At 52.4% G+C, this 20,198-nt stretch carries 15 protein-coding genes; 8 read left to right on the forward strand and 7 right to left on the reverse strand.

All coding sequences use genetic code 11. The features are described 5' to 3' along the window. Positions 1-4: 4 nt before the first annotated feature. Complete coding sequence (locus G6R38_RS23830; RefSeq protein ID WP_166831289.1) at positions 5-1,177, forward strand: TIGR03364 family FAD-dependent oxidoreductase; 1,173 nt, start codon at positions 5-7, stop codon at positions 1,175-1,177. Between the two features lie 255 nt (positions 1,178-1,432). After that, on the forward strand, positions 1,433-2,635 hold the full coding sequence (locus G6R38_RS23835; protein ID WP_166831290.1) for an NAD(P)-binding domain-containing protein: 1,203 nt from the start codon (positions 1,433-1,435) through the stop codon (positions 2,633-2,635). A 44-nt stretch (positions 2,636-2,679) separates the two neighbouring features. Here the strand turns inward: G6R38_RS23835 and G6R38_RS23840 are convergent, their stop codons facing one another. From G6R38_RS23840 to G6R38_RS23850, 3 genes are all read right to left on the reverse strand, one after another. Next, positions 2,680-3,627: a prolipoprotein diacylglyceryl transferase family protein gene (locus G6R38_RS23840; protein ID WP_166831291.1), complete on the reverse strand. Its 948-nt coding sequence runs from the start codon at positions 3,625-3,627 to the stop codon at positions 2,680-2,682. Positions 3,628-3,736: 109 nt separating this feature from the next. Continuing rightward, positions 3,737-4,804: a phosphatidylserine decarboxylase gene (locus tag G6R38_RS23845; RefSeq protein ID WP_166831292.1), complete on the reverse strand. Its 1,068-nt coding sequence runs from the start codon at positions 4,802-4,804 to the stop codon at positions 3,737-3,739. Next, positions 4,785-7,202 (reverse strand): hypothetical protein, encoded by a 2,418-nt coding sequence (locus G6R38_RS23850; protein ID WP_166831293.1) that lies wholly within the window; start codon positions 7,200-7,202, stop codon positions 4,785-4,787. The genes G6R38_RS23845 and G6R38_RS23850 overlap by 20 nt, the downstream gene beginning before the upstream one ends. A gap of 280 nt (positions 7,203-7,482) precedes the next feature. Here G6R38_RS23850 and G6R38_RS23855 point away from each other — a divergent pair, with 280 nt between their 5' ends. The 3 genes from G6R38_RS23855 to G6R38_RS23865 all read left to right on the forward strand — a co-directional run bounded on the left by G6R38_RS23855 (position 7,483) and on the right by G6R38_RS23865 (position 10,561). Then, positions 7,483-8,469, forward strand: coding sequence for a S1/P1 nuclease (locus G6R38_RS23855; protein WP_166831294.1), 987 nt, complete (start codon positions 7,483-7,485; stop codon positions 8,467-8,469). Between the two features lie 159 nt (positions 8,470-8,628). Then, a complete protein-coding gene (upp, locus tag G6R38_RS23860) occupies positions 8,629-9,252 on the forward strand; it encodes a uracil phosphoribosyltransferase (RefSeq protein ID WP_166831295.1) in 624 nt (207 codons plus the stop codon). Positions 9,253-9,298: 46 nt separating this feature from the next. Next, positions 9,299-10,561 (forward strand): NupC/NupG family nucleoside CNT transporter, encoded by a 1,263-nt coding sequence (locus tag G6R38_RS23865; RefSeq protein WP_166831296.1) that lies wholly within the window; start codon positions 9,299-9,301, stop codon positions 10,559-10,561. Positions 10,562-10,575: 14 nt separating this feature from the next. Here G6R38_RS23865 and G6R38_RS23870 read toward each other — a convergent pair whose 3' ends face one another. Then, positions 10,576-13,527, reverse strand: coding sequence for a PVC-type heme-binding CxxCH protein (locus G6R38_RS23870; RefSeq protein WP_166831297.1), 2,952 nt, complete (start codon positions 13,525-13,527; stop codon positions 10,576-10,578). Between the two features lie 209 nt (positions 13,528-13,736). On the opposite strand from G6R38_RS23870, the gene G6R38_RS23875 reads away from it, so the two are divergent. From G6R38_RS23875 to G6R38_RS23885, 3 genes are all read left to right on the forward strand, one after another. After that, complete coding sequence (locus tag G6R38_RS23875; RefSeq protein WP_166831298.1) at positions 13,737-14,912, forward strand: zinc-binding metallopeptidase family protein; 1,176 nt, start codon at positions 13,737-13,739, stop codon at positions 14,910-14,912. A gap of 323 nt (positions 14,913-15,235) precedes the next feature. Next, entirely contained in the window at positions 15,236-16,228 is a 993-nt protein-coding gene (locus tag G6R38_RS23880) for a glucosyl-3-phosphoglycerate synthase (RefSeq protein ID WP_166831299.1), read from the forward strand. A gap of 12 nt (positions 16,229-16,240) precedes the next feature. Next, positions 16,241-17,779, forward strand: a complete 1,539-nt coding sequence (locus G6R38_RS23885; RefSeq protein ID WP_166831300.1) for a glycosyltransferase family 4 protein — start codon at positions 16,241-16,243, stop codon at positions 17,777-17,779. A gap of 6 nt (positions 17,780-17,785) precedes the next feature. Here G6R38_RS23885 and G6R38_RS23890 read toward each other — a convergent pair whose 3' ends face one another. The 3 genes from G6R38_RS23890 to G6R38_RS23900 form a co-directional block, all read right to left on the reverse strand. Beyond that, a complete protein-coding gene (locus G6R38_RS23890) occupies positions 17,786-18,316 on the reverse strand; it encodes a GNAT family N-acetyltransferase (protein WP_166831301.1) in 531 nt (176 codons plus the stop codon). Between the two features lie 74 nt (positions 18,317-18,390). Continuing rightward, positions 18,391-19,158 (reverse strand): sulfotransferase family protein, encoded by a 768-nt coding sequence (locus tag G6R38_RS23895; protein ID WP_166831302.1) that lies wholly within the window; start codon positions 19,156-19,158, stop codon positions 18,391-18,393. Between the two features lie 43 nt (positions 19,159-19,201). Next, entirely contained in the window at positions 19,202-20,062 is an 861-nt protein-coding gene (locus tag G6R38_RS23900) for a glutaminyl-peptide cyclotransferase (RefSeq protein WP_206028706.1), read from the reverse strand. Between the last annotated feature and the right edge of the window lie 136 nt (positions 20,063-20,198).

Raw genomic sequence — 20,198 nt, forward strand, 5'->3', positions numbered from 1 at the left:
GCCGGTGTCTACTACGAGTCATCATGCTGAACTCCTCGTCATTGGGGGAGGAGTTCTCGGGACGTTTTTTGCCTATCATGGTTTAGAGCGGGGAAAGCGAGTTGTCCTGCTGGAACGGCACCAGCGGCCACAAGGTGCGACCGTCCGAAATTTCGGGCAGGTCGTGCCATCCGGTCTTGATCAGCATTGGCAACAGTATGGTCGTGAGAGTTTGCAGATCTATCAGGCCATCCAATCTCAATTCGACATCTCCGTCCGGCAGCAAGGCAGCATCTATATTGCTTCCGATGACGATGAACTCACGCTGCTCGAAGAACTCAGAGACATCAATCAATCCACAAACTATCCGTCAGAACTCTGGACACCTCAACAGTGTCTTGCCCATTATCCTGGGCTTCGAAGTGACTATTGTCGCGGTGGGTTGTTCTTTTCGAACGAAGTCTCAGTGAATCCTCGGGCAATGATTCACCGATTGCATGAATACCTTGCGGAGCAATCGAATTTCACCGCTCACTTCCAAACTTGCGTGAAAGAACTGAATTCCAGTCGCAACGGTTTGGTCGAAGTCACAACGACCGATGACCGTGTGTTAACAGCCGAAAATGTTGTTCTATGTTGCGGTAGCGAATTCCAACTTCTCTACCCACAGCGATTTCAACAGAGCGATCTCAAGCTAGTCAAACTGCAAATGCTCAAGCTGAAACCGCAGTCGGGTGTCACGTTGCCAGGGAATATCCTCACGGGGCTGTCGATTCGTCGATACGAAAGTTTTTCCCAATGCCCGTCGTGGACCGCAATCAAATCACGTGAGGAGCCAGACACATTTCATCAGAGGTGGGGCGTTCATATCCTATTCAAACAGGAAGAGGACGGCGGAATCATCCTCGGAGATTCCCACGAGTATGCACCCGCAAACGAACCTGAGAAGATCGACTTTGATCTTCGCGGCGATATCAATATTTACTTCATCGCAGCCGGTAAGAAGATTTTTGATCTGCCGAACTGGGAAATTGATCACGCTTGGTATGGCGTGTACAGCCAAACTTCTCATCCACAAGGGATCTACACAGAAACCATTGACGAGCGGATCCATATTGTGACTGGCATTGGCGGCAAAGGAATGACGAGTAGTGCCGGCTTTGCAAAGCACCACTTGAGAGAGATTGATAGTAACTAAGCAAACTTTCACAACGCGTCGCTTTTTAGATCCTCAAGTGAGAACATAGTGCGAGTCACAAAAACGACAAGATCTTCGAAATTGAATACTTCGCTCACGGATTCTTCAAATGGTGCCCATAAACCTTGGATGCAAGGATTTCTTTTTAAGATGACCATGTCGCAGGAACTCAGAATTCTTTCGCGATGCCAACTCGAAGGGTGATATATCGAGTTGCGATCATTGGTCGATACTCCATTTGATTGATCGAGTGACGTGACTGCACCAATATTGCCACATGAGATTGTCCCAGTCGCAGTTCTCGGTGCGGGGCCTTACGGTCTCGCGATTGCCAACGAGTTGCAACGCCGTGGCATTCCATTCCGAGTCTTTGGCCAACCTTTTCATCTCTGGCAAGAACGAACGCTGTCGGATGTTTTCTTACGATCTGACCTTCAAGCAAGCGAGATCTACACGCACGACGGTCGATTCTCGTTGCAAGGTTTTCTCGCCGATCGGCCATCCGACTTGGCTACGATTGCATCGCACCAAGGACGAATTCCGGTAAGTGCGTTCCGGGATTATCTGACTTGGGTTCAGTCTCAGTTGACATTCAACATTGAACGCACACAAGTGGTCAATGTCGTGGCGGATGGGCATTATTTCCGTATCAAAACCAATCTTGATGAGGAATTCGCCGCAAGAAACATTGTGATCGCAACAGGAATCGGAGCCTTTGCAACGCTGCCAACCGCGTTAGGACGCTTGAATTCGCCACGAGTGATTCATGCCTGGTCAGTCGAGAAATACGCCGATCTAAACAGCTCCCGTGTGTGTGTCGTGGGGAGTGGTCAATCGGCCGGTGAAGCAGTTGAGCAACTCCGCAAGCACAATGAGACAACGTGGATCTATCGATCGGAGCCGATCTTCCATCTCGACCCACTCAATCTGCCACGACCAATCTTTCAGTTTGTGCTTCGAGCCTCTAACAAGGCTTGCTACTTTCCGCGAATCCTTCGCCGGGCCGCCAAGAAGGTGTTTGTCGGATCTACTATGACACCTGATCTAAAACCAAGTGTATACGCGGATGACGTGGACCGATTCAAAGCAGATGTCAATTCGCTAGATTGGATCGATCGACAATCGGACATCTATAGTGCCAAACTTGATCGGTGTTTCGACGCTGTTGTTTGCTGCACAGGGTACCGATTGGATGCCAAGAGACTGCCGTTCCTTGAGCAGAAATTGCGAGATCGTTTGATCTGTGAAAACGGGATGCCACGGTTGTCAAAAGATTTCGAGTCGAGTGCTCCCGGGATCTACATCGCCGGTGCACTCGCCGAAGGAAGTCATGGTCCCGCCCAACGATTCTTGATCGGAAATCGACACGCTGCCATCGCGATTAGTCAGGGCATTGCCCAAAAACTTGATAGCAATGGCCCAGGCAACATTGTCAAACCGACGACTAGCGTTTCTTGAGAAGTCGAGTTGTCGCAAACGATACTCAATGAAACCATTCCATCTTAGACATGCTCATGATGAACATGTAATGCGAGTTTGGAACCCGTCATCTGACTTCGCCCGGTAAAAACAAAGATCCCAATCCACAACACTTGCAACCCTAGAATCACTTCTGGCTGCCAGAGGACTTCCAGACCGCTGCCGATCTGTCGTGGCACACTCGGGGTACTCGAAGGCTGGAAAGCAATCACAAGCAATATTGCAATTGTGATTGGTGTCATCAACTGATACACACTAATTCGTCCCGGTCCGCGATTGTCTTTCCGTAGGAGTTCTGATCCGAAACGCCACATCTGGCTCGTCACAGCTACCGTAATAAGAGCGGCGGCATCAAATCCATGTAGGAACAGAGTCAAGCCAACGACACCAATCATCGACAGCACGACACAAGTGATTGCCTGGATTGGCACAAGTGGCACGTCCATGAGCTGACCTTCATAGCTAGCCTTCTTGGTTTCACCGACGAATCGAAAATGTCTGCGACCGAATAATCGCTGAATCCAAGTCGGGGAGTCTTCAAGAGATCGGCCATAACAACAACCATAACTCACACATGCCAGTCGTCCCACCCCTTCACCAAAGGCATAGGCGATTACGATGGCTGCTAGCCAGGTCTTAATGGGTCTTTGCGGCATTTCGATGAGACTCGGCATCAGTGTGATTGCCAGCGGCGCAACTAGTACTCCCACAAAGGTTGCGCCCCCGATCGTAAAGTTATACCGCTTGCCATCGATCAGCCATGCGAGGAGCCGAGACGCCGGCACACAGATCACAAGAATCGTCAAGATCACAGCTGCACTCGAACCGACAGGTATATTGACAGTCGCCAACATGACTAGCAACAGCGTGACACCAAAGACGTAGGCACATGCGTTGAAGAAACCATACCATGTCAAATTCAGTCCGATCCACGTACCCGTTTCATCACGGCGTCTTGGTAGGCAAGCCATTATCTGCCAGTCTTCTCTTGGTAGGACCCGAAATGCCCAGGTAAACAACATGCCCAGAATTGCAACAATTGACAGAACGAAGATCCATGATTCAGATGTGACATTCATATCAGAATATTTCAGCTTTTGAAGGCGGTGTGTTTGGTAGGTCGAAATTGATAACAGGTTCTTGAATTTGGGGTGTCTTCGCAGTCGCGATGAGTGATCGAACACGGACATCTGTCTCAACGAGTGGTTGGCCGAAACCTTCACTAAACCGACTGTCCAGACCCCGTGACATATTCCTGACAAGGTCGGTTGCGAAGCGGATACGTTTCGGTTCAAACAGAAGCACGTCGGTGCTGCTTCCAGGCTCATACAGACTTTTCGGTTGGCCACGACGAACAAACATCCCCGCACTCACGTTTTGCGGTTGATCGTAGCGTTTGGAGGAATAGCATTGCGTGATTCCTCCAATCATTAACGCGACGACTTCGATCATGGCGACAAGACCGATTCCCGTTCCACCGGGGACATCTGTGTCAATGATCGTGACGACTCGCCGGTTCTTCGAGTAGGGAGTCACAATGGAGACCACAGCGGACGGGTTACAAGAATGGTAACTTCCATCCAATGTATAGATGTCGCGGACAATTCCCGAGACGGGAACATGATTGTAGTGATACTTGTCTGGTGTTAGCCGAAAGACGGCCAAGTCTCCGCCTTCAAAGTGCAATCTCCAATTGTGATCGCGATTGCCTAGCAGTTCATCGAGGCTAAAGAATTTATCTTTAAGTCGGATCGGTGAGCCGTTCGCGAATGACCCGACGAGCGTCCGTGCGTCAGCGGGAGAGACAACAGCGTCCGCTTCCTCGGGCATGGGACGCGTTTCCCAATAGCGAATTTGACGTTGGAACCACTTCTTTGCCGTATTTAAGGATTCGGGAGCTTCCACACACTCTGCCACATCGATTCCGAGTTCTTTGGCAAATCGCTGGCTGCCAGTGAGATATGATCCGACTCGAAACTGATAGTTCAAAAACCCGAGTAAATGAGTCATGCGTCGTGAGGCTAACGCACGACACATTAGAGATGCGTTCTCACGATAGCGAGAATACAGCATTCGAACCATACGATCGTGGTAGAGTTTTTCTGTGCGAACTTCGCCGGTTTCACGGTCAATGTATTGATGCTGCATGGAGCCCTGTTAGCCTTGTCGATTGATGGTCACGAGAGGTTTTCGTTGCCGATTTGCTAGGAATGCCTTCATATGCTGCTTCACTTTGATCAATAGTGATCAGGATCAAACGAATGAGGGTGAGTAGGTCGTCTCGTGAGTAGTTTTCGTCGACCACTTTCCCACGCAAACGTTTCAAGAATCGAACCGGACCCGACACCCCCAGCCCAATGAGTCCGAGTTGGCGGTTTATATTGGAGTCAAGTTTGACCTCGTGAGTCCAATAATTCATTAGCATTTTATAGGCTTCGAGTGTGTGATTCTGGCGGAGTTGCGTTCTTAAGTAGCTGTCGGAAGCGACATTGAATACTTCGCCGGACGTTTGCATAGGATTGGAACGTCCAGAGATTGAATTGAGGACTTGACGAGTTAACCGTCCGGCTGCGCTGTTCTGTTGAGTTTGTTTGAGTCTAGTAGAGAGATCATGCAGCAACTCGGTCTGTGAATCCTTGTTTGCAGTGTGAGACATTTCCGCTGTGAGGATGTTGACGAGCGCATGTCGGTATTCCGTGACGGGAACCCGGAAGAATCCCGGATAGCGACGACTCATACGCGTTTTCGCGGTTTGGGCGAGTACGTGGCGGAGGAATTGATTCTTCGTGTGACTTCGCACATAAACGGTAGGGACACCCGCCGCGGATGCAAACACGAATTGCCGCCGTTCGCTTTCCTCAAAGGGACTATCAGGGATGTCGTCGTGCGTGAGTTCCCCGGTCAGAGCCTTGGAGACGGCGAAACTTGTGACAAGAGCTTGTAAATCGACAGCGGGAGCAAAGTCGTTACGCCACGAAGGGAACAAGCTGTAGTGTCGTCCTTCAAAGCCCGAGTAACCAACCGCGTCGACAAAACGTTGACGATACAAGGAATACAAGGGTAATCGGGTGTCATAGATTCCCATCTCGGCGAGATCGTTCTTCAATCGTTCATCGCTGCCGACTCGACCAGAAAGGGCGGGACTTTCATGGGTGCTCAGGGGACTCACAAAATAGTCGAGGAGTCGAAAATCAGGAACATAGTCACCCCTGAGCCGAAAGAGTTTTGCTAGAAGTCGATCGAAGCGTCTGAAGCCACTTGGTGATAGGGTCTTCCGAAACACGCGATTGCGTGCCTTCTTCTTCCAGCGTCGCCAAAACATCCGCAGATGCGTTGAATGAAGCTGGTGGGGTAAGAATCCTAGGACTTTCTCTGCGTGGAAGTTTTCAAAGTCGATGCGATAAGGTGCTGCACTATATGTGCCGACAAACAGCGGAAGAAAGTGCTCGACGATTTTTGTCGTCAAATCGCCGATTCGTTTTTCATCGACATGTCGATGGTTACTGAACATCTCGCCTAGCATTCGGCTGCCAAGTGTGACATGGACCCCGTTGTTGGCTAGACTTGCATCACATAGGTTGGGTAGGACGACTAAGTCGGTATGAATTGCGCCATGCTCGCGAAGTTTCGTGATGGCGTGCCAACGGCTGCGGCTGAGGATTTCGTGACATGACCGCATATAGTGTTGCTTGTCCTCGCCGATATCCCATCCGGAAAGACATGGACTCGTAAATAATTCGCGATAGAAGGTGTCGGGTAGACATTCGCTAAACCGTTGTTGCGTGACCGGTGGACGAGCGGAACAATAGACAACGACTTCCTGTCCCGAGTCGCGGAGTCCCAGTGGTCCATTCGACCACGAAACTAACAGTTGTGTCAGTAGATAGCGAATGGCGGCTTCATGAGCGACGAGTTTTCCAAGGCTTTGCTGGCTCGTTGGTGCGGAAACATAATACGATAAGATTTCCGGCGAAACATTGTCGTTCAAATAGCACTGCTGAAGACGTCGACCAACATTCTGTATCGAGTTCTCTAGAGGTGGTGTGCAGTTTGTGGCATCGGCTAGGGCTAGTTTCAACAGGTAGCTTACGGGAATGCGAAGCATCTTCCGACCGTTTTGATCAGTCAAGAAGAATCGAGAAACGTCGGTTCGTGGTCCTTTGTTCGGGGACGACTTGTCATGTCGCAGGTCGTGTTCTAACGTTCGGCGAGCGGCTTCGCTAAGGTTTGCAATCGGCAGACGCACCCAACTGTTGGGCCAGACTTGTTGCGATCGATCTCCAAAGAGTTCTTCGATTCGTTGCAGTGATGAGGGTGAAGCCTCGCCGGATTCAAACTGGCGTTCAAGATTGGTGTAGAAGTTGGACTCGCGAACAACTTGTGGGAGATCGACGGAGTGTGCGGGTCCCTGCACAACCGCTTGCATTTCAAATTCGGAACCCGCGGTGACGTCACCAGACGCGAATGGTGCGATGTCACCCTGCAAAACGGGGGCGATGTGTTGAGTCACTTGTTTGGTTGCGATGACCGCATCCTCGACAGGCATGGGTGTTGGGTTCGCTCCATAGGGTTCGGGAAATGTTATGTGTGGATCATGAAATCCATGTAATGGACTTCTGAAATCCCTGCGAATTCTTTGATTCCCGAATGAAGCTAGATTTCTGACTAGGGCGGTGAAGAGGAGTCGCTACAATCGGCGCTCTTGTGGTCTGAGTTTGATAGTAATTTTTCGACCAGTGGTCATCGCTTAGAGGCAAGTGCTACCCGATCGGATACACGTGAATACTCTGAGTTGTGACGACCTAGTTTGATCATTTGAGGAACCAATGAGAGCATGGTTTTGTGGATTTTTGACATTGGTCATCAGTTGGTCGATGACCAATGTCGAGGCGCGGGCTTGGAATCCGAGCGGGCATCAAACGATTGCTTCGATTATCTTTCGCGAGTTGTCCGCTGAGCGTCGGATGGAGTTAGCAGAGTTACTAACACATCACCCACGTTACCGAGCGGATTTCCTGTCGGATTTGCCGAGATTTTTGCAGGATGCCGATGCGGAAACCTTGGCCGAATGGCGGTTTCAACTGGCATCGATTTGGTCGGACATTGTGCGTGGTGGACCGGCTGATCGAACGGCGTTCAATCGTCCGTTTTGGCATTATCTTCCACGGGCCTATTACCTGAGTCCGCCGACTGACCGCTTCCGCAAGCAAGTGGAATCTGGATTCAACAGCCGTTTGGAACCGGTTGGTGGCACCGAGAACGAAAAGTTGAACGGTCCGCAGGCGTTCTTGGCGAACCTCGAAGTCCTGAATGATGACGAAGCGTCGAAGGCGGATCGAGCGGTTGCGTTGTGTTGGGTGCTGCACATTGGACAAGATCTTCATCAGCCCTGTCATACCGCGAGTTTGTGTGATCCGGTGTTGTTTCCTCGGGGAGATCGCGGAGCGAACGACATCAAGACGAAGCAGCTTAGGAATTTGCACGCGGTCTGGGATGGTCCATTGGGGCCGGATAGCCGATTCATTCGCTGTCGGAATTTGGCCATTCAACTCCGTGGTGATGCGTCGAAGGAAATGGTGAATCAAGATGTCACCGATGCTCGCACGCAAATGGCTGTTTGGTTGTCCGAGGGGTTGAAGTTTGCCGAAAGTGATGTCTACTCCGGTGAAGTTCGCGCCGCCGTTGAATCGGCTTCGCCTTTAAAGACGGTCGATCTCTCGCCAGATTACCTACGAAATGTGCGGCGAGTGGCCAATGGGCGGATTGTCAACGCGGGCATTCGGTTGGCGAGATTGCTGGAATCAAACCAGTGATTCGTCGGCGCAATGTTGACGTTGAGTTCTCGTCTGTCGGCAACCTGCTTGCGTCAAGCGATGAGTGGCGACATACTTTTCTTTAACAATTTCGCCCATCCGAAGACCGCCTCTCTTTTTGGGATGGATTGAATAATACCTCGGAAATCCTTCGTTGTGATGTCGCAAGTTTCGATTGTCGATCATCCGTTAGTGGCTCATCATCTCAGTTCATTGCGTGATCGACACACGCCGCCGGATCAGTTTCGAAGTCTCGTTGCGCGGTTGACGACGTTGCTTGCGTTTGAAGCGACGAAAGATCTGCCGACGCAACCGATGTCCGTCGAAACTCCGCTGACAGAAATGACCGGCCATCAACTCGCTGAGCGAGTGGGTTTGGTGCCGATCTTGCGAGCGGGGTTGGGAATGGTCGATCCCTTTTGGAATCTCATCCCGACTGCGGAGGTGTGGCACTTGGGACTTTACCGGGATGAGAAAACGGCTCAGCCAGTGTCGTACTACAATAAGTTGCCGGACGAGAACCCCGTTTCGCGGGCGTTCATTCTCGACCCGATGCTTGCGACGGGTGGTTCGGCGTTGCACACGATTTCCGTTCTGCAAAGTTGGGGTGTGCCGTTGATTCGGTTGGTCTCGCTGATCGCCTCGCAGTCGGGGATCGATGCGCTCAACGAGGCGGCACCCGATGTTCGCATCTTTTGCGCTGCTGTCGATCCAGAACTGAACGCCCAAAAATTTATCGTTCCTGGACTCGGAGACGCCGGGGATCGCATCTTCAACACGTGAACCGGCCTCGACGGACGAGGGGAGCACGCGGCGGCGATAATCCGATATGTTGCAATCCATCAGTGCGTTGGGACTGCTTGTCTTTGTGTTCCTGGCGTGGCTTTTGAGTTCGAACCGCGGGGCGGTCCAGTGGCGATTGGTTGTCAGCGGACTGATGTTGCAGTTGGTTCTCGCGGCGTTGATCTTGTGGACGACTCCCGGACAGTGGATCTTCGAGCAACTTGGGGCCGGCTTCAACTGGGTGCTAGGGTGCGTCAACGAGGGCTCACGATTTGTGTTCAGCCTTCATCCGAGTGGCACACCGACCGATCCAGAGCCCGGTTGGTTGCTGGGCAGTTTCGCCTTTGGAGTGCTGCCGACGGTGGTTGTGGTTTCGTCGTTGATGGAGGTGCTTTACTTCTTCGGGGTGATGCAATGGATTGTGTCGGCGTTTAGCTGGGTGATGCGATGGACACTGAAAACGTCCGGTGCGGAAAGTCTGGCGGCGGCGGCAAACATCTTCGTCGGACAAACCGAAGCGCCGCTGGTGATTCGCCCATACATTCCCAATATGACCAATTCCGAGTTGCACTCGCTGATGGTCGGCGGGTTCGCAACGGTTTCCGGAGGTGTGCTGGCGGCCTTTGTCGGGATGGGGATTGATCCAACGCACTTGCTGACGGCTTCGGTCATTTCTGCACCGGCGGCGCTTGTCATTGCGAAGATCATCCAACCGGAAACTGAAGTGCCGGAGACCGCCGGCACGGTCGAGGTGGATTACGTCTCCGAAGGCAGCAACCCGATCGAGGCGGCGACGATCGGTGCAAGTGCGGGGATGAAACTGGCGTTGAACATCGGTGCGATGTTGATCGCCTTCATTGCACTGATTGCCATGGCGGATGCGGGGCTTGCTGGGATCGGTTCGCTGTTCGGTTACACCGGAGACTCGGCGTGGTCGCTTTCGTCGCTGCTCGGTTATGTGTGTGCTCCAATCGCTTGGGTTATGGGGATCGCCTCGGCGGATTGTCTTTCCGCGGGTGAGTTGCTGGGGCTCAAATTGGTGACGAATGAATTCATCGCCTATGAACGGCTCGTGGAATGGATGCAGCCAGATTCCGAAATCGTCCTGAGCGAGCGTAGCAACACCATCATGATCTATGCCCTGAGTGGTTTCTCGAACTTTGGTGCGATCGGTGTGCAGATTGGCGGCATCGGTGAGATGGCCCCCTCGCGGCGAAAAGACCTCGCTCGACTCGGACTCAAAGCGATGTTTGGCGGCGCGATCGCATGCTGTATGACAGCCTGCATCGCGGGGATCCTGGTTGCGTGATGAACGGAACTGTTTTAATCGGAACCAGAAGTCTCCACCAGCGGCACTTGGACGGGGTGCATCAAGTAGCCAAGTAGATCACGAATTTGGTCGGCATTGAGATTTTGTAGCAGACCGTCGGGCATGGCCGACTTCGTCGATTGTTTGATGGCTTCGATGTCGCGTTTCTGGATGGTCAATCGTTCGGTCGCTGTGCGTAACGTGAGGGTTTGTCGGTCCTGCGACATCACCAAGCCATTCAAAACCCGACCGTCGGCCAGTTGCAGAATCGACATCCGGTAGTCCTTACCGACGACGGCACTCGGATCGATGATATTACTCAGGAGGTATTCCAAACTCGATCGTTGGGCGCCCGTCAGATCAGGCCCGACTTTTTCGCCCTCACCATAAAGTTGATGACACCCACTGCATGTCTTCGCGAACAACACGCGACCACGGGAAAGTTCCGCGGAAGCCAAGCGATCGGGGGTCAACTCGTCTTTGAGCTTCGCGATCAGCACAAGTTTTTCCTCGGAGGACTCGCGAAGTTCGCCCCAGACTTCAGACAGTTTCGTAGACAGTGTCGGGTCATTGTGGCTTTGAATTTGTCTTGCATGCGAGGCGGAGATTTCCGCCAGCGGTATTTGGCTGCGGCCGACGGCCAATTCATCGAGCAAGATCGACGCCGACATCGGGCGGGCTACGAGTGTTTCGATCACGGCCGGTCGGTCGTTGGGATGAAAACGACGGTATTCCCGCGAGAGCAACTTGGGAATGGTCGGGTCTTCGAACAACGCCAACCCCTTGAGTGCGGTCGCATTGAGGCCGCGAACCCGAATTAACGATTCGCAAAGTGTCCGCAAGTTATCGGCTCGGGCATCGATCAAGGCTTGCAACGCACTTTGCCGGGTTTTCATGTCAACTCGGGAGTTGGTCGCCATACGACGGAGTTCCGTCAACGCACGACCATCGCCAAATAGCACGCCTAATTCCCGCACGGTGTCCGATGATTTTTGGATCTCCGGGAGTGATGCAAACGCTTCCCAGGCGGCCGGTTTTTTCGCTTTCCGCCACCCACGAAATGCATCTTGCATGCCATGAAGAATTTGCGTTTGCGACTTGGGGTCGAGCTTCTTGGTGATGCTCAGGAGTTGATTCAAAGACTTCGGATCGGACTGAATTCGTGAGGCAAGATTGCGAGCAATGGAATACGTCAGCGACGGCCACCGCGATTGCCGTGCAACGTCGACCAATGCCAGCGGACTCGTGTCACCCACGGGGATCAAACCGTACCAGGTGAGCAATGCAAGATCGTGGTCGTCCGCGTACTTCGCCTGTTTGACGAGTTCAATCGCCAATTCAGGACGATGTTCAACCGGCAACCGTTGCAACGTGGAGGCGAGTTGACGATGCACCAGTCCAGAAGCATCTTCGCGAGCCATCCGCACAAGCAACGCGCGGGTGGTGGGATCGTCGGGATACTTCGCTTTTGGGTTTGGGCCCGTAACCCAGTCCAATGGCCAGAAGTCCGTGAGCAACCGAATTGCCCACACGCGAACGTGTTCGTTGGGATCGTCGGCCAACGCTCGTAATTGTTCCGGTGTGGTGCGACCGGCTTGGTATTGTCGCCAAAGTTGTTGCAACGGTCCGGCACCCGCGAGACACGCCGGTTTCACGATCGGCTTGTTCACACTCTGGGAACCGTACTCGATTTTGAAAATCCGGCCGCTGAGCCGATGCACGCCGGTATGGTCGTGACACTCGCCGGTGTCGCTCCAGTCGATCACGTAGACACTGCCGTCCGGTCCGGTCTGCAAATCGAGACCGCGGAAAAACGGGTCCTTCGCAATGAAGAAGTCCGGTTCATGCCGACCGACGTATCCCGTGGATGTGCGGTCCAGGCGTTCGACATTCGCCCGCAGTCCGTGCATGTTGATCGTGAACAGCTTGCCACGATACCGCTCCGGCCACTGATGTCCTTGGTAGATCAGCATGCCGATGTGGGCGTGTCCGCCGCCGTAGTCGTTCGCTTTCCCACCGCGACTGGCGGTCCAGCTGCCTTTGGTGTCGAAGTGGTAATGATCGGCGATCATGTCCATGCGTTCGTAAACCGCCGGGTTCAAACTTTCACCGAACGACTCTTTGAAATGACATCCCGGAATTGAATGCCACAAATGGCCGATCACCGTGTTGATGAAGAACAGCTCGCCGTTCTCGTCCCAATCGTGCCCCCACGGATTCGTTGTTCCATGACAGAGCACCTCGACGGTTTTGTGATCGGGATGATACCGCCACATTCCACCGTCGAGGGGAATTCGTTCATGGTCCGGCGTGCCGGGCAGACCGATGCGACCGGGGCACGAATGCCCACATCGACCGTACAACCAACCGTCCGGCCCCCATCGCAACCCGTTGGCGAAGTTGTGATAGTTACTTTCGGCGACGTCGAACCCGTCCAACACCACCTGCGGCGGGCCATCGGGCACATCGTCACCGTTGGCGTCGGGAATGAAGAGCAGGGCAGGTGGGCACATCAACCACACACCACCGCGACCGGTTTCCACACTGGTCAGCATTTGCACGTTATCGGTGAAGACTTTCCGACGGTCGGCTTTTCCGTCGTTATCGGTGTCTTCAAAGACCAATACGCGATCTCGAAGCGACAAATCAAACCGCTGCGTACGGTCGGAATAGGTGTAGTTTTCGGCAATCCACAATCGTCCCCGTTTGTCGAAGGCCATGGCAATCGGGTTTTGTACATCCGGTTCCGCTGCGAACACGGAGGCCCGAAATCCTTCGGGGAGTTTCATCGTCGATGCCGCTTCCTTCGCGGGCATTGGAGAGAATTTGTCCTCCGCCAGACTGTTGAAGACTGTTGGAAAGTCATCCGAAGCCCCGGTCTTCTCCGCAGCTTGAACATCCGAGCAGACTGCTACCAAGAACAAGGGGAGCAATATCCGGGAAGTGTGTTGTTGTCGAACGCGCATCGATTCCTCTCCGCTTGTGTCGCTCCAATCCATTCCATGGACGAAACGCGAGCCAAAACTCAGAATCTTGAGAAACGAGAAAAGTTCTCCAACAGTTTACGGTTTTCAGCCGACGTTGACGAACCAGTTGGGGCAATCGGTTCGACAACCGTGACAATCGAACGTACAATCTGTTTCACTCGAATTCCGCGACGAATGAAGTGACACCCATGACCGAACTTGCCGACGTTCCGATGCTTGCTGCCGAACTTCCTGCAGCATTGGCTCCACTTCGCGAGGAAATTCTCGCGGAGTTGGTTTTGCTCAGCCAGATTCCTTCCCCGACCGGTGAGGAAAGTCGCCGCGTCGAGCATATTCTCAACCGTTTCGTTGAAGCCGGCGTGCCTGAAGCGGGTCAGGATGAGAAGGGCAACGCCGCCGGATTTCTTCCCGGGCGTGTCGGCGACCGCACGATCATGGTGGTGGCTCATCTCGACACCATCGTGCCCAGCAACATCGATCACAATGTCGAAGTGTCCTCCGATCGGATCATCGGTCCGGGCATTAGCGACAACGCCACTGGCGCGACGGTCATTTCGATGTTGCCGAACTGTCTCGACCATCTCGGTTTGAAGTTCGATTCAAATATTTCGCTGCTTGGAACGGTCAATTCGCTCGACCGCAGTCACGACAGCGGCTTGCGGTTCCACCTGGAAAACATGGTGCACCCCGTGGACGCCGGTATTTGCGTCGAGGGTGTGCAACTCGGGCGACTCAACTATTTCTCGATCGGCACACTCCGAGGCCGCATCGATTGCGATGTGCGGTTCGAAGGGAACTATCAGTCTCGCAGTTACGGGTCGCAAAGCGCGATCGCCGTGCTGAATCATATTATCAACCGCATCCTAGCCATCGAAGTTCCACAACGGCCGTTCACGAAAATCAGTATTAATCGCGTTCGGGCCGGTGTGAGTTACGATGTGGAACCCGACCACGCGGAACTTGGTTTCGAAGTGAACAGCCACGACGACGCCCGCATCGATCGTATCGAAACGGAGATTCAAGAAATCGTCGCGGAAGTTGCCGCCCGCAATGCCGTGGATGCGAAGCTTGATAGTTTCTTCCGACGCCGAGCTGGTGGGATTGGGTTTTCCCATCCGCTTGTGAAGTCCACGATTGAAGTGATGGAAGCACTCGGTATTTCGCCCGATCAAGGGCATAGCCCTTCGGAACTTTCCGAGTTCATCGCCCGAGGAATTCCCGCGGTCACGCTCGGCATCACCACCGGCGAGAAAAACCGCAAGAAACCCGACTATGTTTACATCGACCCCATCCTGAAAGGTGTTGCCCAAATCGTGGGTGTGTTGCTAGCAATCGATCGGGGAATTGCAGAAGAGGTCACGTAGCAGGAATAACCAATACCCCGTTGCGTTTCCTCGGAGATTTTGCTCGGTTTGCAGGTGCGGCACTTCTTATCCTGATTGCCTTGCCAGCAGCAATGCTTGCGTACAATGCTGGAGACTTCCTGTATTCTCAACCAGACTCGCTAGGAGATTATGGGAACTATACAGAAAGACTTTATATCGTTGCCGGATTCTATCTCAATCCGAATGAGGCACTCATAGGTGATGTACTTTGTTGTGTTGTTTGTTTGATATCTAGCTCACTTCTCATGTATTCGCGACGTCGTTCTTTCTAACTCTCTCAAGACTTTAGCCCCTAGCCGATCATGACTCCCGAACAGTGGCTCCAAGACCGCACTTATCATCATTCCAATTTTTGGAACTTGCGTTGGCTCGTCGAAGAGAAGAAACGCCAGGGACTCACGATCTCACTATGTTTGCCGACATTGAATGAAGCGAAAACCGTCGGCAAAGAAATCATTCTGCTCAAGAGCGAACTCTATGATCGCTATCCTTTGATTGATGAGATTGCCGTCATCGATTCGGGGAGTACTGATGGCACCCGAGAAATCGCGGCGAGTTTCGGAGCCGATGTCTATCTCGCGGAAGACTGTCTTCCCGAACTGGGCAACCGACGGGGGAAAGGTGAGAACCTATGGAAAGCTCTGTATCTACTCAAAGGTGATATTATCGTCTATGTCGATTCGGACATTAACAATATTCACCCGCGGTTCGTCTATGGTTTAATCGGTCCGCTCATCAAAGAACCCGAAGTGCAGTATGTCAAAGCGTTCTATGATCGACCGTTAGCGTTCTCGCAAGGCATTCGTCCCACCGGTGGGGGCCGTGTGACGGAAATCCTAGTTCGTCCGTTGTTTAGTCTGTTCTATCCGGAACTCACGCCAATCATTCAACCACTATCCGGTGAATATGCAGGGCGGCGAAGCATCTTGGAACAGATTCCATTTCCCGTGGGTTATGGTGTCGAAACAGCGATGCTGATTGATATCTACGAGAAACACGGACTCGCAGCTTTTGCACAAACTGACCTCGATACCCGCGTGCATCGCAATCAAGAAACGGTCGCTCTTGGTCGGATGGCGTTTGGGATTCTGCGAGCCTTCTTCAACCGCTTGACCGCTCGGGAACGTGCTCAGTTTCCGTATGAACTTGCAGATATCATGCGACAACCGAAAGTCGATCAAGGCAAGTTTGAACAATCCGAATACAAGATCGAAGAGTTTGAACGCCCGCCAATGGTGGAAATTGCAGCCTATCTGGAGAAATTCCATCAAGCGGCTCAATCCGAGTCCGAGTGAGCCGAGTGACCGATGAATCTTGCGATTCTGCATTACCACCTCAACCCCGGTGGCGTGACGAGAGTGATTGCGAGCCATTTGCTCGCACTGGATTCGATACTCGAAGCCGATGATCGCTGGCGTGTTGTCGTCTTCCATGGCGGACGGGCTGCCGGATGGCCGCCGAATCTTGCAAGCCAGCTCAAACACATCGATCTGGAACTGCATGTCATTCCTGAGTTGGAATACGACGCCGAGCGAACTCATTCCCTCGGTTCAGTTCTCCCGGCAATTGCGAGTCGTTTGAAGTCCTATGGCTTTGAGGCTAGCAATACGCTGTTGCATGTCCACAATCACTCGCTTGGCAAGAATGCGGATCTATTGCCGGCCCTATGCTCGTTGATTCGTGATGGCTACCCGTGTCTATTGCAACCTCATGACTTTGCGGAAGATTTTCGGTCGGCGAACTATCGTCATCTCGTTCACACACTGGGTAGGGATGTTTTCGAGCAGTCGGCATATCCCATTGCCGAGAATGTTCACTATGCTTTGTTGAATCGGCGTGACCGAACAATCTTGCAAACTGCCGGGGTGCCTAGCAAGCAACTTCATTTCCTACCCAACCCAGTTGATGAGGTACCCACTAGCAACCGACAGGAGTCGCGTGAACAACTCGATCAGAAACTAGGCGTGCGAGATTCCGAGACTTATCTTTTGTATCCTGTGCGCGGGATTCGTCGAAAGAATCTCGGAGAATTTGTGCTATGGTCGGAAGTGCTACGAAAGCGAGCGATCAAACTTGGAATCACACTAACACCGCTCAATCCGATTGAGAAGAACTACTACGACTCTTGGAGAAACTACGCTCAAGAACATGCGTTGCCCTGTGTGTTCGGAGCCGGTGACGACAACGGACTCGCATTTGCCGATAATATGGCCGCTGCGGATGCGATTCTCACGACGAGTGTCGCCGAAGGGTTTGGGATGGTGTTCTTAGAGGCGTGGCTAGCGGGTCGTCCGTTGCTCGGACGGAACCTGCCTACCGTGACGGCTGACTTCGAGGATCAAGGCGTCGAGTTTCCAACTCTCTACGATTCTTGCGAAGTCAAAGTTGATTGGTTTGATTTCAAGCGATATCAACGAGTGTTCGGCGATACGGTTTTGGATCTATCAAAGTCTTACGAACGCCTACCACCGAATCCACGCGAAATTCAAACCGCAATCGAGTCACACATCCATGATGGTTGGATTGACTATGGTGATCTCGATGAATTGATGCAGTCTCAAGTGATTGACTTCATCCGCGAGAACAAACCCGCGTGCGAGGAATTTGAAGCCCGTCACGCCGAGGTAATCGAAAGTTTCACGAGTCTGGAGGTAGGGTCGCTCGTGAAGACTAATGCGAATCGGGTTCGAACCGCCTATGGTCTTCAGGCATCCGGGCGGAACCTGTTCGAGATCTATCAATCAGTGATATCATCCGACCCGACGAGTATTGTCGGTCATCTGCCTGCAGAAATGGTCTTGGAGCAATTCTTAGACTATCGAAATTTGCGTCTCATCCGCACGTGATGTTCGTCACTGTGAAGTGTCGAAAGGTATATGCGTCAGTGAGTAAACGCGATCGGCGTGTGAGTAACCGGGGAGCACAACGTCATCGGTATGCGTCATCCCGAGTTTTTCCGCGACACGAATGGATCGATGATTATTAGGATCGACTAATGCGATGAGTCGTTCGATGTTCAACCGCTCGAAGGCAAGGTCACGAACTGCGGTCGCCGCTTCGGTCGCATAACCTTGGCCCCAATACGCTTTCGCGAGTCGATAGCCGACTTCAATTTCCGGGCGACCGTTGATGTCCGCAAACCGCGAGAGACCACAAAAACCGATGACCTCTTGCGAATCTTTCAATTCAATCGCCCAGTGCCCAAATCCTAGTTGCTTGTAGTTGTCAATCTGTCGCTCAATTCGCGTTCGGACCCACTCAATCGACTGCGGTCCGCGACCAAATCGCATTACTTCGGCATCCCCGAAGACAGCCATCATGGGATCGGCATCCTTATGCGTGAACTGCCGTAGAATTATTCTGGCTGTGTCTAGAACAAACATCTGTATGTAGTCTGGACGAGTCTGCGAAGTGTCACCTCTATCAAACCGGCGATCGAAATAGCGCTTCGTTAGCTCTAGAACACCATGTGATTCGGATCAACTCCGTAACCGAGTGGTTTCAATCGATGTTTCAGAAGTTCGATTGGGCTGGTTTGATGTAGCCTGTCGAATACTAATTTCCATTGGTGGACGTATTTGACTTGCTTGTCTGGATCAATGTGTCTTGGGTTTTCTATTCGCTTAATGCCAAGAAACTTCGCTATTTCGTCAAGCGTTTCTTGCGGACGATCAAGCAATTCTTCGTAGCGAACTAGTTGACATTGCTGAAGACGTTTCTTGTCAGATTCAAATAGTTCATTGCAGTGAATTGCGTGGACGATTGCCTCGAATTCCCCGCACGAACACCATTCCTCCTTGGCAGTAGCATATCCGACGACGATTGGATGTCTGCGAATTACAATGAATTTTGCGTTGGGGAACAGTGCTTGGAGATAGCGAGTTCGAATAATATTTGGTGGCGATTTTTCTATCAGAAGTGGTTTCTTGAGATCCCAGTAATTGCGCCATTGCGTTAATAGCCTCGAACGAGCGTTAGCTGCTACCGTTGGGTGGGTTTCATCCATATATGCTGAAGGATTGAAACCGAACCGGCCTGGACCGCCAAAATCTGCTGCAGTCGGAAACACATTTTGCAGATGCTGTCCCTCATCTTGTGGTTTCCTAGTGTTCTTGAATCCGCTGATTTCCTTGTGTTCTCTAAGTATTTCGTGAATTAGTGATGTACCGCTTTTGTGCAGACCACATATGAATACAAATTGCTTACCCGTGAACAGTTTATCCATTCTCAGAACCTGAATGTAACGTGAGTTTTGCCGGTCGAGTTGATTAACGTGTTGAAACGGTTACTACTTCAAATAACTTCCCCCAGTTTTTCCCGGTCACGAACAGCCGTTTGGATTGTTCGTCCCAGGCGATGCCGTTGAGGACGGCTTCTCGGTGGGGGCGACGGGGGTGAAGACCGGTGAGGTTGACCCAACTGTTGACGGTGCCGGTTTTGGGGTCGATGCGGGCGATGTAGTCGGAGTGCCAGATGTTGGCCCAAATTTCTCCGTTGATGTATTCGAGTTCGTTCAAATTGTCGATCCGTCGGCGTCCATCAATGACACGAATCCGGCGGATGGTTTTGAAAGTCTTGGGGTCGATGAACTCCAGATTGTAGCCGCCGTCACTGAGTATCAGATGCGTGCCATCGTGAGTGATGCCCCAACCTTGCCCGCGATAACGGAAGCGATCGACGGGTTGGAGTGTTTTCGCGTCGTAAACGAAACAGATACCGCTTTTCCACGTGAGTTGGTAGATGCGGTCACCCATCACTGTGATGCCTTCTCCGAAGACACGCGGCGATAGAGGTTGCTGACGAAGAACCCGGCCGGATTTCAGATCGACTTCGCGGAGCGATGATTGACCGTATTGCCCGGTGCCTTCGAGGAGAACACCGTCCGTGATGACCAAGCCTTGCGTAAAGGCGTTGGCATCGTGCGGAAACTCATTGACGATGCGATATCCCACGACCGGTGCGGTTCCACTACCAAGACCCATCGCCCAGGCCGTGAAGATTCCGCCACCGACAAGCAGAAGCGAAGCGGCGAGGATGATCCAACGTCGCTTGGTGGTTGTGCCAATGTTGGCAACGTCATCGGGTGTGGGCGAAGCCGACGATTCCGAGGCAGTGATTGCATTTTCCATGAGCGTTCCGGCCATTCCGTGCGGGTCACGCGATTGGTGATTCGTTCCTTCGATGATACGCTTACGGATATCCGGGGATCAATGGCGGTTCGGTTGGCGATGACGCAAAGAAAAACCGCCGATTCTGGTCGGCGGT

Origin of the sequence: Thalassoroseus pseudoceratinae (assembly GCF_011634775.1) — a bacterium.
Lineage (GTDB): Bacteria > Planctomycetota > Planctomycetia > Planctomycetales > Planctomycetaceae > Thalassoroseus > Thalassoroseus pseudoceratinae.